The organism is Thalassoglobus sp. (genome assembly GCF_048270125.1).
Taxonomy (GTDB): Bacteria; Planctomycetota; Planctomycetia; order Planctomycetales; family Planctomycetaceae; genus Thalassoglobus.
The window spans coordinates 435,332-453,050 of the sequence record NZ_JBLWTN010000003.1; the positions used below are offsets into that span (position 1 = coordinate 435,332).

Below are 17,719 nucleotides of genomic sequence, written 5' to 3' on the forward strand. Positions count from 1 at the left end.
AATTCAAAATTGACTTGCTGAACATCATCAGTGACGAGATCCCGCCACCAGTCTGAACAGAATTTTTATGGCACAACTTGAACCTCAAAGTTCATGACGGTTCCAGAGACTGAGATCTTCAAAATTGAGTAGGGAGTCGCTGAGAGAACTCCACCATGATAACTCATCGTTCCTGGGACTGTTCCTGGTGTAATCAACGAGGTGAGCGTTCCTCGATAAAGGTCGTCTCCGGTCCCTTTGTCCTCTCCTTTTTCAAGGCTGTATTTTCCGTCGGCTTGAAGAACTGCAATGCGATAATGCCGTCCATTTGTTGGCCAATTCGTTTGACCGGGAAAGCCAGCTCGATTTAAGACATCTGTTTGGTTTTCATCGATGTGCCAGATCGCCAGTCCGCCGCATCCATCTTTATCGACGGGAATTCGCTGGTCGAATCCGAGTGGTTGTCGATTCTCGATCAGCAGGTATTCACCCTTTTGAAATCCTTGCGTGAACTTGAAAACTTCCGGGGATTGTTCGATCGCTTCCAACTGCTTTTTGCTGGTGGCGTGAATTTCTTTCGGAGTCACCCAACCGAGTTGGATTTTACACCAAGGTGAAAAATGTGGCGGATAAAGTTGAGTTTGATCGAATCCCCAACAGTTTCCCATCATGCCCCATGAACCGATTCCGTGTCCAACGTGCTCGCCGATTCCGTTGGGCATGTTATCGTACAGATCGGGAAGACCCATCACATGACCGATTTCATGGGCCAGAATTCCAATCCGGGTGGGCACGGTCCCTGTGTGGCCAAAGAGGCTGGGGCAAATGGCGATCCGGGAAACTTTCACACCCTCGTCAGAAACCCACGGAGGATCGAGGACATCAAAGCGTGACCAGATTCGATTTCTTGGCGGGGCTCCTGTGGGGTCGAGTCCGTTCGCTTCTGAACCATAACCGGAATGGGTGAAGGTGACGCAATCTGCGAAATTGTCTCCGTTGGAATCGAGCTTGGAGAAGTCGATTTGATGATCGACAAGTTTTAACGAATCTCGAACAGCCTGAAGTGCGAGATTTTTCGGTCCGCGCCCCCACAGCCCTTCAGAATAATAGAGTTCGGACTTCGGCAAATCTGCCCAGGTGGAAATCGTCGAGACCGGTTCACTCATACCATATGAGTTCTCGTAGTAGACATCGCGGAGGCTTCCAGTCGGAGCATTTTGTGGATCTCCTCCAACAGTGTTGAAGATGTGGTTCATCGCCTGTTGAGTCGGAAGTTGCCTGTTGTGGTGGTCTGAAAAACGGGCCAGGACAACAAGGTTCCGGAAGTTCCCGATCTTTTTCGGAATCATCATCCGGCCGTCATTTGGACTCTTTTTGAGGCGATTGATCTCTTCGAAATCTGGAAGAATTCCAGGCTTGATGTTTGCATCTTTAGGGTCCGATTGACCAACGAGGAGTTTCGATTCGATCAGCTTTCCACTCACTGCATCGGCAGCGTAGACGTAAGCTCCATCATCACGATGAACGACTGTATGACCAGATTTGGTTTCCAGCCAGTTGAACCATTCATCCCCTCGTAAACGTAGAAGAATTTCGGTTTTGTCGGGCTGCTTGTGAGTTCGAAATGCTTCGGATGCCGGTGCGGAGAAGCCGGTGCGCGAAGTGCAAATCAGAATTGTGAAGAGTATGTAGAACTTGAAAGATCGTAGAAACATTGGTGTGGCCCTCATTGGATAGCGCCGGTTTCGTAACTTAAATGGGACTCTTCAAGTCGCTGTTCTTCACTGAAACGACAATCACTGATGCAGGTTTTTCGAATGAACCAGAACTGTCAGCGCGGTGATGTGTTCGCCACCAGCGTCACCAATCAGTGATGACCGGTTCGGAGGTTTCACAATTTTTTGATCAGGCTCGATGAACTGTTGCGAATTGATCGCGTTATGTTTTGAGTCGCGGTTTGGCTGCTTGAGAGTTGAGTCGTCGTGATTCACGGCTGAAAGAATTGAATGTAATGTAGTCCCAGTGTCGGTAGATCTCAGAGGCTTTGCGTAACTCGCTATGAGCGCCGATCCCTTCGACTTTTCCGTCATGAAGTAATACGACTTGATTGCATCGCCGAATCGTTGAGAGACGACTTGGCAGGAAGATCACGGTTCTGTCCTGTGTGATTCGCTGATAGGCATCATCAATGGCATCACGGAGATCGTCTTCGAGGACAGCCTCTGGTTCCTGAATGATGAGGACAGCCGGGTCACGCAGGATGGCACGCGCAAGCCCGAGTTGAAAAGCTTCGCCAACTCCTATTGATGTGCCATGTTCACCGAGCACCGTTTCATAGCCAAGTGAAAGGCTCGAAATAAACTTATTGATATGCACAGTCTTCGCAGCTTCGATGGCATCTTGCATCGAGATTCTTGAGTCACCGCAGATCAAATTTTCGAGGACTGTCCCAGAGAGGACGGGATCGTCACCCCCCACGTAAAGAGTTTCGGCATGAATCGACTCCAGCGTTCCCCAAGCGATATCTTCCCCATCGAAAAGGACTCGCCCTTTGGATGGTTCAATAAATCTGGGAAGTAAATACGCGACAGCTTTAGGAAGAAGAGGGTCCAGAGAAACCAGAGCGACTTGAGTGTTCGCTTCGATCCTTAAGTCGATTCCGCGAAGAATTTCATGTCCGCGATTGTGATAGTGGACCGTTTCGAGAACGATCGCTTTCGAAGCGGGCTGAATAAACTTTGCTCCAACTGCTTGCCCCACCTCGGGGATCTCATCCAGGTACCGATAGATTCGGTCAGCAGCCATGTCCAGGCTTCGTCGTTCACCAAAGACCCGTTCGATGGAGGCAGATTCCCGCACGATAATTCCCAAGGCAATCGCAATCGCTACTCCACTCGCCAGAGGCAAAGGCTCTGTCTGCGAAAGAATTTTGAGACCGATCAAGAGCAAGACGACCGAAATCGAAGCTGCGACAACGAAACGCGCCAATCGCAAGGCGTTTTGTTCGAATTGCCGACCTGATCGATCTTCGGTAGTGAATCGGCCCAAGTGATTTTCGAAGAGAGATTCCTCGAAAGCTTCCATGTTGTATCCGCGAACGAGACGGGTTTGCTTCAAGCCATCTGCGAGAAATCTCGCTTCAGTCTCTGCGTGAGATTCTGCGAGCAAACGGCGGGCAGCTCCGCGCTGTCGCTCATAACGATACACCCACCAGCAAGCTGCGGTTGGGAGAAGGCACTGCAAAGCTAAACGCCAGTCGATGGCCAGAATCGCCAGGATCATCGCCGGGAGCAGAGTCGCTCCTCGCATCATGCGCCAGCGATACTGAGTGATCGACTCGCGAATTTCGTCAACAGTATCGGTAAAGAGTTTGAAGGCGGTGTGGTATCGCTGACCAGTTAAATCACTTGGACCGAGTCGTAATGTTTGTCGATGAATCGATTTGCGGAGGCGTGTCGTAATTTCCCGTGCCGATTCCAGCGAATGATTCCTCGATTTCGATCTGGCAAACATCAATACGACAGCGAGGATCAGCCCCAGTCCCACCAGAAGAGACATCGCTCCCTGACTCGAACGAGCGAGTGGGATTGTGTGGCAAACCCACGGAATCCACGACCAACCGGGGAGGTCGTCGAAGCGAACGGCCTGTGCCCACAGCCCGACGTCACTTCCCATTGAGCTGAAGTCAACGTCGAACTCTTTTTGAGCCTTGGCGAGTTCTGCTGCCGACAACTGTCCTTTCGTGACAAGCAGGTCAATAAAAAGCGTTGTGAGCAGAAGACTCGACAAAACTCCTATGACAAATATGAACACCCAGACAATCAGCCCTCGCCCGTGATGCTCGGTCGAGGTGCGTTTGGGAATTAATCGCTGCAGTGGTCTCGACACTCCGCTCATGTGATACCGCCATCATTGGGGACTTACGCCAAGTCTCGATCCTCGAACATCAGAAATGCCAGCATAATCATCGCAATGACATACGCAAGACAGTACATCGCCGCGAATCCGATGTAATCCATCGGGATGACCTTTCCTGTCGAAATCGCCGCAGACATATTGAAGTGCTCAAGGGATGGAAGGATCGTTGCCAGAGCTTGTGCGAAAAATTTCACAAACACGTTCTGGTCTTTCGCTTGCACAAGAATCGGCGAAAGGTGGCCGATCACAAAAAGTGAGAAGCAGGTGCTAATGTTGACGAGCATTGGCATTCGGGTTGAAATCGCCACGCTGACTGCAGTGAGAACACAGACTTCCATCGCAATCAATGTGAGCCCCGGAAGGATTGTCCGTGCAACGTTGAATCGTTCCTGGGTGAGGTAGGGGATTTGGAATGGAAGCCATCCTACGCTGCGATAGAAAAAGAGGTCAGCTCCGCCTTTACCCGCTTCCGTTTGGTCATATCCAAATTTGAAGTAGGTAAAGAAGAAGAAGAGGGATCCTAAAATCACCAGCATGATGACAGCTGACTGCAGGATTCCTACGTATTTTCCCAGTACGAATTGCCGTCTGTTGATCGGTTTGGACAGCAACGTCATTGCTGTCTTGCCTTCAATTTCCTCGGCGACACTGGTACTTGCTGTCCAGACAGAGAGGGACAAGGCACAAATCAGAGTCATCGCCAAGCCGCAGTCGATGTACATCTTTGTATCTTCCCCCATGGAGAAGAAGGGAATATAGTAGTTGGCGACCATGACCAGGATCGCTGCCCCCGTCATGAGGAAGAATATCGGTTGACGCAGGGCCTCTTTCGTTGTCGCCCGAGCAATGGTTCCGGCTCGCGACGAGAAATTGAATACGATCAAACCCACAAGAAAAACGATCCACCCGATCAATAGAACGGTATACGGAGGTGTGATCGTTCCTTCTGCCGCCTGTGCGAGAAGCAGAGGAAGTTCAGTCATTTGCTTACACCTTGGAAATGAAGGAAGATAAAGTCAAATAAGGAATCTGAAACGCGGAGAGAAGAATATCAAAAACACCGCAATTTCAGTTCTTCCAATGTATCGTGCGGCACGACCCTGAGCAAATGTCTTGGGGAACGGATCAGCATGGATTTGATCATCGGATGCAGATTCGTTGAAAACCCTCCTTCCCCTTACGATCCCTTTCTCATGAAAAGTTTCCAGGATCTTGTTCAGTCACGACGGCAGTGGATTGATGAAAATCTCACCCCGTGGTGTAAAGTCGCTTCAAGAAAAGACTTGTTACTCGCTGAGCATGAGTGGCAAGACCTGGCCGGTCGCCCGGCACCTGAGATGACTTTGTGGAAATGGGCGTGGGAACGGTTTCCCGTTCTCTCTCAGGAAGGCTTCCACGGGATTGACGAAACCAATCCGGTGGTTGTGACTTGTCAAGATGGTCGAATTGGAGAAGGTTACCCTGATGCGGGACGTTCAGAAGGTGGGTTGTTGTTCTTGATTGGGGGGGAAGGAGAAGTCGTGGGGCCGTTTGCCATCGATGAAATTTCCACGATCGAGCCTGCGAGGTGACACACGTCAGGAATCATCTCAGGCATTTTTTGAGAAAAATAACGTGACCTGTCTCGTGAATATGAGTGATTCATCACATGAAATGGACTCTTCACGGTGACTAGAAACACGAATGTGTTCTGAAGCAAAGCCAATGTTGGTCTTTGCGTTCCGCCTCGTGGCGGGCGGTCTATGAAGTCGTGACGTGAAGTCATGAAAGTGAGCTTCACAGGCACGACAAGCATTGAAAATGCTCTATAATGAATTTTGCACCACTAGGAAGTTAGAAAACTCAAGGAAAGGTACTGTGATGTCAGAAGATCAGATGAAACAGATTATTGACGAATTGAAGGTTGCTTATTGGATGGAAATGGAGACGGTCATGAACTACCTCTCCAACTCGATCAACTTGGACGGCGTCCGTGCTGAAGAGATCAAGAAGTCTCTTGATGCAGACATTCAGGAAGAACTCACCCACGCACAGACTCTCGCGCAACGCATCAAAACGCTCAGCGGAATCGTCCCGGGAAGCAAAGAATTCAAAGCGACTCAAGAATCGCTGCAACCCCCTGCGAAACTCACCGATGTTGTCTCTGTCATTAAAGGTGTGATCGATGCTGAAAATGGAGCGATCTCACAATACAACAAATTGATTCAGCTATGTGATGGAGTTGATTACGTCACACAGGATCTTTGTATTCAAGCACTCGGCGACGAAGAACAGCACCGCAGAGAATTCCAAGGCTATCTCGCAGAATACGAAGGCTAAAGCAACTTTCGAATTGGTTTGCAGGTTCTGCCGCGTGGCGAACAGTATTTTTCCTAGAGAAATGCGTTCTTCACGGGCACACGGTAGAGCAAACTGCTCTAAAGTCGCTCCGATGTTGGTCTGTAAGTTCTGACTCGAGAATGTGAGATGAAGCTCTCGTTGAGTGAGAAAGCACTTCATTTCACGAATTTTCGTCGAAGCGTTTCATGATCCCTGCCATACAGAAGATGGCAGGGATTTTTTTATGTGATGGTCTCTTCCGCTGTCGCTGCCAAAGCACCTTGCTCCTCAGAAACTTGGCTGGCCTCTGTCGGTGGGAAGTGTTTTAGGATCTCGGCAAAGATTGTCCCGGTGGTCATGCAACCAAATGCGAATAGACCGCAGGGCAGGGCGATTTCAGGCTGATCAGGGAACAGCGTCTTGGCGAGGCTCGCGCCGATTCCGGCGTTCTGCATGCCAATTTCGAGCATAAGAGCACGACGCATCCCTGTATCAATCCCCAGCACGCGTCCTCCAATTTGTCCACTGAGGTAACCGCCGAGATTGATGAGCAACAGTGCCCACATCAGCATGAGCGGCAACTGTTGGATATTGTCGCGATTCACCGCGACGACGACCGCAATAATCCAGAGAATACTGAAGTTCGCCACTGTCCCTGAGAATTTCGCAGCGTATTTCGCTACGGTTTGACTCACTTGAGCCAGAGTAAATCCAGCGATGACCGGGATCACCACTTGTTGGACAAGTGTGATCGCTGTGTTCATCAGAAGTTCAGCATCGACAGCTTTCCCGAGGGTCAGCTTCATCGCAATTGGAACGATCAATGGAGAGAGTAGCGTGGCAGATGTTGTGAGCCCGACGGAGTAACTGACGTTGCCTCGCGCGACCATTGTCAACACGTTCGAAGCCATCGCCCCCGGGACACACCCCACGAGGATCACACCGATCATGATGTCTCCGGTGAAGCCGAAGACTTTTGTTGCCATGAACCATGCCAGGAAAGGCATCGCTGCATATTGAATTGCCGTCCCGCCGATCACCAGTGGCCACCGCTTCAAGACGTTAAGAACTTCGTCTTTCGGGAGAAGAGTCCCGACACAAAACATCACGACAGCGACGAGCCCGCCGAGCCATGTTTTGCTAATCAGAAAAGGGTCTGGAACATTATTAGGCCAGACCCCGGCAATAACCGAACTCAAAACGAGCCAAAAGAGAAGATAACGCTGCAGCATTGATGAGAAGAGGGGAGTTAGTGGTGAGTGAAGTTGATAGCTGCAGTGTGGCTTTGGGGATTAATTATCGCCTGCGTCAGGGGCTGCTTTTTCGTGTTCGATATCTCCCCACATGTGGCCGCCCACTTTTCCGTGATACCAGCTGCCGGCATAACGGTCTTTGTAGAACATCACTCGTGCGGTGAACCCTTCACCCATTAGCGGAATCTTCAGATCTGTCACTTGAAGGACAGGTGTGTCACCCGCCCATTCGACCTGAACAGGAACAGGAACGGGAAGGTCGTATTTTCCGTAAGTGATACGAGCCTGAACGATCCAGTTGTTGTCGCCTGTTTTTTTCACAGAGGTGATCGCATATCGCTCTGCCTGCGGGGTCATGTTCTTTCGACCTTGGATGCTGAATCGTCCGACGAGCGTCGCGTTTGTGAGTTGATCGACGAATGCCTGCTCAGCTGCGGAGAGTTCAACCGGCGGCGTCTTTTCAGATGCCGTATCCTGAGCGAACAGTGGGCTCGCCAGCCACAACATGGCTGCAATGATCAATGTCGGATTTTTCATTGTTCTTCTCCTGAATTACGAAAGAGAAATGTCTTATCCCCGCGCAAGCTCTTCGTCCCATTCATCAAGCAACGGCCAATCAACGGCACATGTGCCGAAGTCTGCCATGTGTTGATACTTTTCAAGACGATCGATTGTCTCTTGCAACTGCTTGTTATCTTTCTTGAATGACGGTCCGTGGCTGGGGAGCAACCATTCGACATCACTCTCTTTGATGCGTGTTAACGATCGAATGAACGCCGGGATGTCGGACCCGTGGTGGGCGTCGATGTTCCCGACGCAGCCATCACGATAGATGTTGTCACCCGAGAGCAAAAGGTTCCCCATGCGAAATGCCAGCTGAGCGGGAGCATGACCAGGTGTGTGCCAAACGTCGAGTTTCAGGTTCCCAATTTCCAGCACATCCCCTTCGTTGATTGTCTGATCTGTTTCCACGGTTGGCAGATCGATAGAGATTCCCTGTGCAGTGATTTCTGCATAGGTCATGATTCGATCCCCCTCGGAGAGTAGCTTCGCAGCTTGTGGATGCGCAAGGACTTTCGCATCGGGCATGAGATCCTTTGCCAGCTTCAGACCTTGGACATGATCGACGTCGGCATGTGTTGCCACAAGGTATTTGCACTGGGAGAGAGGAAAATCCATTTGCCGGATCATCTCGATGATGTCGTGGAAAGTGTCCTCGTAGCCGATATCGATTAGCCCCCATTCGTTTTGATCAAACACCAGATAGACACAACATCCGAGTTGCCTCCGGGCCTGATAGTTCATCTCGATGACGTTTGGGAACAGTTCTCGCCGCGCTAACATGCTTTGTAATTTCCTACTACTGTCGCTGATGGTGATTTTCGTAGTCGTCCATCTCTTCCAAAATGTCATTCGGTTTGAATCAGTTGCAGGCCAACGAGCGTGCCGGCTTGCTCAAATCGCGTGACATTTCAACTCGACGGATCAGTAGTGCTCTGTCGAGCTATGAGTGTCATACTGCAACTGCGTACTCCGCATCGTTGTCGCTACGCAACACGTTTGTCGAGATGACACTCATACATAAACGGACGAGTCGATCAGGCAATGCCCGATCTGTTCTGATTGCCTTTGTTTCGAAAGGCGTTCAGTTCCTGTTGTCTCTACCTGCTTCGTCAGGAAGTGCCTGACATTTCTGCAACGCGCTCGGCGCGTCGATACCTTAATCTGACACTCTAACATGGATCGAACAGTAAGCTAGGCTGTGTCCGACGTGTTGTTGATGCCTTCCCTTCGTTGGGAAAGTCTTCGCTTTGAATCTCTATAAGTTGTGAACTCAGACAGGACCATGGCTCGCACCTGCTGTCGTGCTGAAAACAATTTTTCGAGGCGCACGACTGTTAATATCGTGCGAGGTCGCTGGCTTCTTCTGATGGATTCAGTCCGGAAATTAGCTCTTGTGCCTGCGTGACCAGCATTTTTAAATCGCTGCCCAATGCTATGAACTGCCAACCTTCAGCGACTCGTTGATTCACGTCGTCAACTGTTTGCACATGCAAGCCGACAGGTGTCCCGGTCTTCTTTCCGGTTGCGACAATTCGGGCGAGCATTGCTTCGAATTCTTCGACGGTCGGATCGGTTCCGTCCGGAGTTCGCATTTGTGCTCTTAAATCATTCGGCCCAACGAAGATTGCGTCCACCCCTTCGAGGGCATAAATCTCCTCGGCATTGTCGACACCCTCTGGCGATTCGGTTTGCAAAATGACCAGAATCTCGTCGTTGGCGTATTTGTAATAGTCCCCAGCTGTGGCGTCGAAATTCAGGGCATGAGTTGCCCCACCGACCGAGCGATTCCCTTGTGGCGGATACTTTGCCGCAGCGATGGCAACCTTCGCCTGCTCGACAGTATTCACCATTGGGACGATGATTCCATGAGCCCCAGCATCGAGGACTCTTTTGATGTGATCGTGTCGACCTTCGGGAACGCGTACCAGTGGAACGCAACCGGCATCTGCGATGGCACCAATGAGCATCGCCGCTTGATTCCAGTCGATTGGAGAATGCTCCAGGTCGATCGTCAGCCAAGGGAATCCAACCCGTGCCAGTAAACGAGTCGCTGTCAAATCACCAAAGCTCAGCCAGGTTCCAACCTGTGGCTCACCGGCTCTTAGAGCCACTTTTACTGGATTCTTTTTCATCGCTTCTCATTCCTTCTCAGGGCGTCTCATACTTCCTGTCTCATTCTGACAACCCCGGCACGATTTGTCACTCATTGGGGAGTTTGAGAAATTCGGCACATCTGGCATGAAACTCTGAGGAAATTCACTTTTTCAGTGAGTCAACATTGACGAGCGTGGTCAAAGTCCCATAGTCTTCATGAAATCTCAACGAGAAATTTTAGAACAATGTCTTCAGATTTCGCCTCATACATCGATTTTTCTGCCGCGATTCTTCGCGACGAACTGGTTATCGGTGCGCCCATTATTATTGGTGGTCCAATTATGAGTGACGATTGAACTGAGGAGATTGCAAGCAATACATAAGCCCCTCAGGTCAAATGGTCTGAGGGGCTTTTTTTATCTCGAAACGCTCCTTCCACTTGTGGGATGAACAGTTTCCTGAAATTTGGAAGGCTGAAGACAATTTCAGGATCAGTCCGAATCCGGCACCATCCGAGCCGCATTTCAGCCGCATTAACTTACTCTTGGTAAAAACTAGCAATTACTGCATGAGTCACAATTTGTTTATGTTTCAGTGAATATCGATTCAGTGAATGACAGTGATTTCAGCAGCCTTGATAGCGAAATTTAACATCGGAATTCCCATGTACGTTCAACTTTATGACACGACTCTCCGCGATGGCAGCCAGGGTGAAGGAGTGAATTTCTCCCTCCAGGATAAGCTGCTCATCACTAAAAAGCTGGACGAGATGGGCTTCGACTACATTGAAGGGGGATACCCGCTTTCGAACGAAAAAGACTTCGAATACTTTCAGCAGGTTCAGTCTCTGAACCTGAAGCATGCGAAGGTATGTGCCTTCGGAATGACGCGCCGACGTGGTGTCGAAGCCAAGGACGATACCGGGATGCAGTCTCTCATCTCCTCGAAAGCACCAGTCTGTACCGTCGTCGGAAAAACTTCGGATTTGCACGTCACCGAAGTCTTGCGAGTCGATCTCGAGGAGAACATCGCGATGATTCGGGACTCGCTCTCGTATTTGAAATCAGAAGGCCGCGAAGTTCTTTATGATGCCGAACACTTCTTCGACGGATTCATCGCCAATCCCGAGTACGCACTCAAAACTGTCCGAGCTGCTCAAGAAGCGGGTGCGGACATGGTCGTCTGTTGCGATACGAATGGTGGAACACTGCCCGAGCAAATCGCGGAGATTTTGACTCAAGTTCAGAAAGAACTTTCTATTCCTCTTGGCATCCACTGCCACAATGATTGTGACGTGGCTGTTGCCAACTCACTCGCTGGCGTTGACGCGGGAGCGAAACAGGTTCAGGGAACGATCAACGGGATCGGAGAACGCTGCGGTAACGCCGATCTCGTGAGTGTGGCAGCGAATCTTTCTCTCAAGAAAAAGGGCTACGAAGTTCTCACCGCTGGTGCCGGGTTGACGCATCTGACAGAGCTTTCTCGCTATGTCTACGAGATGGCAAACATGAACTTCCGAGTCAATCAGGCGTTTGTCGGTCGCAGTGCCTTTGCTCACAAAGGGGGCATGCACGTCCACGCAGTGAATCGCTTTGCCCATAGTTACGAGCACATTAATCCGGAAACCGTCGGGAACGAGCGAAGAATTCTCGTCAGCGAACTTTCTGGACGCTCAAACATCGTCGCCTTAACAACCAAGTTTAAGCTCGATTCCGACAAAGAACTGATGGGGACGATTCTGGAACAGGTGCAGGAACTCGAAAGTCAGGGATATCAGTTTGAAGCGGCTGAGGCTTCTTTTGACTTGCTGGTGAAGAAGTTGGCGAAAACCTACGAGCCAAAGTTTCAGCGAATGCACTATCGAGTGAACGTGGAAACCGCCCGGCAGCAAGACCCGCTGACCGAAGCGACCGTGAAGGTGAAAATCGATGGAGACGGAGAAATTCGTCACGAAGTCGGTGAAGGAGATGGCCCAGTCAACGCCCTGGACACAGCCTTGCGTAAGGCTTTGATTCCGTACTATCCCGGTCTCGAAGAGATGACTCTTGTCGACTACAAAGTCCGCGTCATCAACTCTGCTGAAGGGACCGCTGCGAGTGTTCGCGTCGTCATCGAAAGCAAAGATGACCAGGACGTCTGGAGCACCATCGGCGTTAGCGAGAACATCATTGAAGCCAGTTGGCTCGCGCTCGTCGATGCGATTGAGTACAAACTCTTTAAAGACGACGGTGAACTACAAGGGTAAGCCCGTTGAGTTTGCCTGACAGTTCACCTGTCCGGCAAACTCCATTCTACTCGACATCTGATTACAGCTTCTCTGGATCGAGTGCCACGTGTTTGATGCGTTGACGCTTCCAAGTGTAGGTGATGTGGATGTCACCGTTTTTCGCCTGAATCACGGCGGGGTAGGAGTACTCACCTTTCTCGGATTCCAGTGTGACCTTGTTCTCCCAGTGGATGCCATCTTTGCTGATCGCCACGTTCAGCGGAGATCTCCCTTTGGGGGTATCGTTGTAAACAATAAGCTGCCGACCATCTTGCAGCGTGACGGCATCAGTTCCAGAGTTTGGGTTGGGCAGTGACGTCCGTTCTGGCTTGGACCAGGTTTGGCCTTGGTCTTTTGACCAACTCGTGACCACGCTTCCTTCTCTTGATCGACAGAGGATTTGCAGCGAGCCATCTTTGTGCTGCAGGATACTTGGTTGAATGATGTTGAACTCTTTGCCATCGTTGATCGGTCCGATTCGTTTCCAGGTTTTTCCGTCATCTTTTGTGACTTCGAAATGGACGCGCCAGCCATCATATTCTGTCGATGAACCACAAAGGAGAGTCCCATCTTCAAGGCGAAGCGGTTTGTTCTTCACCGGACCATCGATTCCTTCGGGAAGTCGCCGTGGAAAGGACCAGCCTTTTTCGTCGTGCGTCATCAGCATTCCCCACCATTCACTCGGGCTGGGACCGCATTTGTAGTACAAGGAGATTTTTCCCGGTTCGTCATGGTTATTCACCAGAACCGGGTTCCAACAGGGGTAGCGAAGGTCGTCGTGTTGAATTCCGTTCGCCACTTCAACGGGGGCAGACCAGTTGCCGCTGGAATCTTTCTCAGAAACCCAGATGCCGACGTCTTTATCTTTTTCACGAGTCCCGCCAAACCAGGCGGCCATCAACCCACCTGTTGGCTTTTCAATAATGGTTGAAGCGTGGCATTGTGGAAAGGGGACATCTTCAAACACGAATTCAGACGCTTCGATTGATGGGTGTTTCTCTGCTTGGGCAGTTTGAACGCAAAGCAGAGCGACCGTGATCAGTGAGCATTGAATCGCAGTTCGGGAATTTTTTGGTAAAGGCATTCGTGTTAGATTCCGTAGTCAGGTGAAATGTTCGAATGGTGAAATATTGAAGAACTCATCGCTTGGGACATGATCCCGTCTGAGTCAGGCGATGACTGTCAGGTGGGTTACTCATCAGCATTGTTGTTCTGGTCGTCAAAGTTTTCGCGAGTCTGTTCTTTGATGACCTGTTGCAACTCCTTGCGAATACTGGCTTGTTCGTCGCTCAGCTTGTCGATCGAAAGTGGAGATTGTTCATAGAAGTCCGTCGAGACATCATAGAACTGTCCGGTTTTGTAGAGCTTGTATCGCTCATCTCTGGCGAACTCGCCAGCTGAGTGCTTCTTGCCGCCATCAACCGGTGTTCCATTTCGGAAGTACCAGCAGTAAACCCATTCACGGGGCGTTCCTTTCTCTCCTTTGAGTTGAGGATAGAAACTTCGGCCGCTCAGTTTCAAGTTCTTGGGAATGTCAGCTGCACCAGCCTCGGCGAGCGTCGGAAGGATGTCAGAGAAATCGAGCAGGTCTCGGTTGATGGTCCCGGCGGTGATTCCGTCAGGCCAGCTGGCGATAAGAGTTGTGCGTGTTCCATTGTCGGTCATATACCGTTTACCGCCCCGCCAGTCGCGACCTTGAAACTGCGATACGATCGATTCGTACGTCCCGTTGTCTCCGGTGAAGAGGATTAAGGTCTCGTCACGAACTCCAGAGTCTTCAAGTTGCTTGACGATTTTGCCGACGATCTTGTCGACATAGTGAACCATGTCGATAAAGAACTTCTTCGATTTTTTGTTGGCTCCCTTTTCTGTGTCGTCATTCACTCTGGCCTTCGGGTCCCATTCTTCAGAGTCAGGAGTCGGTTCGAACGGCCAGTGAGGCAGAATCATCGGGTAGTACACAAAGAACGGTTTTTCATCATCCGCTTTGCGTTTGATGTAGTCGCACGCGTAGTCGCTGGCGATGTCCGGTCCGTACTCACCGTTTTTGTAATCCTTTTCATGATGATTTACCTCGAGTCCCGGGTTGGGATATCGATTGCCTCGGCGGGTCAGTTGCCACAGGCAGTATTCATCAAACCCGAATTTGTTCGGCCCTTCGAGGCCCCCTTTCAATTGCCATTTCCCCACGATACAGGTGTTGTAGCCACCGTCGCGGAGCACGTTTCCAAATGTGACCGAACCTTCGGGAAGCAGACCGAACTCTTTGTAATTTCGACTATTGTAAATTCCCGTCATGATTTGCACGCGGGACGGAGTGCAGAGCGGCTGACTGAAACAATTCTCAAACCGCATCCCACTGGCAGCAAGCTCGTCGAGGTGAGGAGTTTTGTAAGTCTCCCCACCATTCGCTCCGACACACTCATACCCCATATCGTCCGCCATGATCAGAATGATGTTTGGCGTTTTTGCATTGGCTTGCGAGTACGGGATCGCAAGGATTGAAAGAAAGAGCAGCGAGAGCGAACGTTTCGGTTTCATAGGGTACCTGCTGAGAGCAATGGACCTGCGATTTTTCAATCAGAATCTTAATGAGTGCAGAACCTCAAAGCATGCTATCAGCTCAATCCAGAGGTGGTCGAGTCAGTATTGGCTGAAGCTTGATGGGATTTCAGCTCTGTTTTTCTTGTAACAAACAGCTCATATCCAGAAGGGAGAGCTCGCAGGCCCATTGAAAAATTGCTCTAGCAGAATTTGCCGAATTCTGATTAGACTCTTCAATGTCCCCTTCCTAACTCCTCATTTCACTTTCTCCCCTTGTTTCAAACATGATTCACACAACAATACGTTGGAGGAAATGCGTCCACTTTGTTTGTGTGACCATTCTATTGGGAAGTATGGGATGTGTGTCCCCGTTTAACACGCGGACCCCAACTGTTGTACATCGTCCAGCAGAAATGGAACGTCGCGAGGCACAGATTCACGATCCTTACCCTGACAAAGTGTTTGGTCCCGATACCGGATTTCGCCCTCTTGGGTTCAACGAACAACGTTCCGAACCTCAGCGAGCCAAGGACCGTTTTTACACAGCCATGCTCAGGTCCCAGAACGCAAATCCATTCGCAGCACCGCAAACGATGGCTCCCTATCCTCAGCAAGCATACGGGCAACCTGCTTATCCTCAGCAGGGATATGTCCCGCAGCAAGCTTATGCACCTCAACAGCAAGTCATGCAGCCGCAGCAGTACCCGCAACCGCAGCCATACATGCAGCCACAGCCTCAACCACAACAGCAACAGTTTGTGCAACCACAGCCTTACTCTCCTCAGCCGTCAAGATAGATGAGGCGAGTTCGTTGCTAAGACTTCTGTTGATTATTCCAACTCTTGACCGCTCCGGAGCAGAAAAACAATTCTGCCTGCTGGCTGAAGGACTGTCGAAGCAGGGCATTGAAGTTGAAGTTGTCGCTCTAACTCGCGGAGGGCCGGTGGAAGCACATCTGACGGCTGCCAATGTTCCCTATTCGATTCTCGGGAAACGCAACCGTTTTGATCTGACGGCTCTTAGAAAACTTCGAAAGTTAATTATTGAGAGAGAGCCGGATGTGCTGCTCTCCTGTTTATTTGCAGGCAATTCCTACGCACGCTTAGCCACGATTGGGATGGGATCGCGACGTCCCAAGATTCTGATCTCGGAACGCTGCGTTGACTCCTGGAAATCGAGCTGGCAGCACTGGCTCGATCGGCGATTGCGGTCTCGAACCGATTTGTTGATTGCCAACTCCCAAAGCGTTTCTGATTTTTATTCAACGGGTGGCTTCCCGAAAGATCGCATCCGTGTGATTCCGAACGGCGTGATTTCCCCTTCTCAACCTGAGCTCACAAAAGCCGAGTTCTGTGAGGAAATCGGAATTCCGGCGGAGTCAAAATTGATCGCCTTCGTCGGTCGGCTCGCTCCTCAAAAACGGTTGAAAGATCTGCTTTGGGCGATGCAAATGCTCCGGCATTCGAGGCCTGATGCGTACTTCCTGCTGATTGGGGAAGGGCCTCAAAGATCCGAACTGGAATACTTCGCCCAAGATGCTGATGCCGCTTCTCATTCAAGATTTTTAGGCCATCGCGACGATGCTGCTTCGCTGCTGCACCTGATCGATGTTTTCTGGCTGGCCAGCGAGTTCGAAGGGATGTCCAACAGCCTGATGGAAGCTATGGCCTGTGGAAAACCCGTAGTCGTCAGTGATATCTCGCCAAACAGAGAACTCGTGGAGCACGGAAAAGAAGGCTGGATTGCCAATCTCGGCGACCCAGCTGGGTTCACTCAATACACATTGAAACTTCTCGAAGATCCCGAAACCGCCCAGAAAATCGGAGCAGCTGGTCAACAAAAAATGGAATCCGAATTCTCCATCAAACAAATGATCGACCGGTTCCATTCACTCATTGCGGAAGTTTGCCCTGAGAGTTCTGCAGGCAATGCCCGGTGACGGGTAGGGCTGCTCTCGGTAGAGAGCAGGACTTGAGCATCAACGCTGGTGGACTGAACCGCTCTTTTTGTCGGTTCCATTGAGTCATCCACTTTTTCGAATACAGCCTTCTATTGCTTCACGCTCCATGTGCAAAGTCCTACGAGAGTCAGGATTCCGGTAGTGATGAAAAAGTAAGCCAAGAGGTCTACGCGAAATAAATCAGCCGGAGTGACTGTGCTTTCGATCGTAGTTGGAGATCGGTCTTCAAAAAGAGTCCATCCCGAAGTGTAAGCAAATCGCAAGCAATCTGAGGATTCAGCAAAGTGGTCTTCGCGGAGACGACAAGCATTGAAATGCCCTGAAAGGTGACAGATGAACACTTCGCGGCTGCGTCAAAAGCACAATGGATCACGACAGACCAGGCCGCAGCAAGGGGAAGAAATGAAAAACCGCATTAAAACTGCGAATTCACAGTAATAATGCGGTTGATAGTAAGTCTGAAAATAGCGGTGGAGGGACTCGAACCCCCGACACGCGGATTATGATTCCGCTGCTCTAACCAACTGAGCTACACCGCCGAATTTGTGGGATGGCGAGAATAATTATTCAGGTCTGCGGGTGCAATCTTGAATACGTCAGTTCATGAATTTCTGGACAGAACTGCCGGTTTCTCGCCCATTTTCCAAAGTTTAACACTCGGAGAGGTGCGACACTTTATCAATTCGCCCAAACCTGTAAAGCAATCGACGATGAATTGATCGAAAAGTGTTGACGAAGATCCACTTTTCAGGTTTTTCGTACCGCAATAAGACACGAACCGCCGAGGACCGGTTCACTGGTCATGAACGGTTTCCCTGACGG

The 17,719-nt window shown here is 50.4% G+C and carries 14 protein-coding genes and 1 tRNA gene; 5 read left to right on the forward strand and 10 right to left on the reverse strand.

Annotated elements, in window-relative coordinates; all coding sequences use genetic code 11:
• Positions 1-65 precede the first annotated feature (65 nt).
• The 3 genes from ACN0YR_RS06100 to ACN0YR_RS06110 all read right to left on the reverse strand — a co-directional run bounded on the left by ACN0YR_RS06100 (position 66) and on the right by ACN0YR_RS06110 (position 4,880).
• Positions 66-1,694, reverse strand: coding sequence for a M6 family metalloprotease domain-containing protein (locus ACN0YR_RS06100; protein WP_417848301.1), 1,629 nt, complete (start codon positions 1,692-1,694; stop codon positions 66-68).
• A 223-nt stretch (positions 1,695-1,917) separates the two neighbouring features.
• On the reverse strand, positions 1,918-3,867 hold the full coding sequence (locus ACN0YR_RS06105; RefSeq protein WP_417848302.1) for an ATP-binding cassette domain-containing protein: 1,950 nt from the start codon (positions 3,865-3,867) through the stop codon (positions 1,918-1,920).
• A 32-nt stretch (positions 3,868-3,899) separates the two neighbouring features.
• Complete coding sequence (locus ACN0YR_RS06110) at positions 3,900-4,880, reverse strand: ABC transporter permease subunit (protein ID WP_417848303.1); 981 nt, start codon at positions 4,878-4,880, stop codon at positions 3,900-3,902.
• 210 nt (positions 4,881-5,090) lie between these two features.
• On the opposite strand from ACN0YR_RS06110, the gene ACN0YR_RS06115 reads away from it, so the two are divergent.
• Entirely contained in the window at positions 5,091-5,468 is a 378-nt protein-coding gene (locus tag ACN0YR_RS06115; protein ID WP_417848304.1) for a hypothetical protein, read from the forward strand.
• Between the two features lie 289 nt (positions 5,469-5,757).
• Positions 5,758-6,216: a ferritin-like domain-containing protein gene (locus tag ACN0YR_RS06120; RefSeq protein WP_417848305.1), complete on the forward strand. Its 459-nt coding sequence runs from the start codon at positions 5,758-5,760 to the stop codon at positions 6,214-6,216.
• A gap of 242 nt (positions 6,217-6,458) precedes the next feature.
• Here the strand turns inward: ACN0YR_RS06120 and ACN0YR_RS06125 are convergent, their stop codons facing one another.
• From ACN0YR_RS06125 to ACN0YR_RS06140, 4 genes are all read right to left on the reverse strand, one after another.
• Entirely contained in the window at positions 6,459-7,448 is a 990-nt protein-coding gene (locus ACN0YR_RS06125; protein WP_417848306.1) for a bile acid:sodium symporter family protein, read from the reverse strand.
• 60 nt (positions 7,449-7,508) lie between these two features.
• A complete protein-coding gene (locus tag ACN0YR_RS06130; protein ID WP_417848307.1) occupies positions 7,509-8,006 on the reverse strand; it encodes a hypothetical protein in 498 nt (165 codons plus the stop codon).
• A 33-nt stretch (positions 8,007-8,039) separates the two neighbouring features.
• On the reverse strand, positions 8,040-8,813 hold the full coding sequence (locus tag ACN0YR_RS06135) for an MBL fold metallo-hydrolase (protein ID WP_145195473.1): 774 nt from the start codon (positions 8,811-8,813) through the stop codon (positions 8,040-8,042).
• 554 nt (positions 8,814-9,367) lie between these two features.
• Entirely contained in the window at positions 9,368-10,165 is a 798-nt protein-coding gene (locus ACN0YR_RS06140) for an HpcH/HpaI aldolase family protein (protein ID WP_417848308.1), read from the reverse strand.
• A 575-nt stretch (positions 10,166-10,740) separates the two neighbouring features.
• On the opposite strand from ACN0YR_RS06140, the gene cimA reads away from it, so the two are divergent.
• Entirely contained in the window at positions 10,741-12,372 is a 1,632-nt protein-coding gene (gene cimA, locus ACN0YR_RS06145) for a citramalate synthase (RefSeq protein WP_417848309.1), read from the forward strand.
• Positions 12,373-12,433: 61 nt separating this feature from the next.
• Here cimA and ACN0YR_RS06150 read toward each other — a convergent pair whose 3' ends face one another.
• Together ACN0YR_RS06150 and ACN0YR_RS06155 are read right to left on the reverse strand one after the other, a co-directional pair.
• Positions 12,434-13,477: a sialidase family protein gene (locus ACN0YR_RS06150; protein ID WP_417848310.1), complete on the reverse strand. Its 1,044-nt coding sequence runs from the start codon at positions 13,475-13,477 to the stop codon at positions 12,434-12,436.
• Between the two features lie 107 nt (positions 13,478-13,584).
• Entirely contained in the window at positions 13,585-14,934 is a 1,350-nt protein-coding gene (locus ACN0YR_RS06155) for a sulfatase-like hydrolase/transferase (RefSeq protein WP_417848311.1), read from the reverse strand.
• A 365-nt stretch (positions 14,935-15,299) separates the two neighbouring features.
• Here ACN0YR_RS06155 and ACN0YR_RS06160 point away from each other — a divergent pair, with 365 nt between their 5' ends.
• On the forward strand, positions 15,300-15,734 hold the full coding sequence (locus ACN0YR_RS06160; RefSeq protein WP_417848312.1) for a hypothetical protein: 435 nt from the start codon (positions 15,300-15,302) through the stop codon (positions 15,732-15,734).
• 14 nt (positions 15,735-15,748) lie between these two features.
• Entirely contained in the window at positions 15,749-16,876 is a 1,128-nt protein-coding gene (locus ACN0YR_RS06165; RefSeq protein WP_417848313.1) for a glycosyltransferase, read from the forward strand.
• A 486-nt stretch (positions 16,877-17,362) separates the two neighbouring features.
• On the opposite strand, the gene ACN0YR_RS06170 is transcribed toward ACN0YR_RS06165, so the two are convergent.
• Positions 17,363-17,436 (reverse strand) — tRNA-Met (locus ACN0YR_RS06170).
• Positions 17,437-17,719 lie beyond the last annotated feature (283 nt).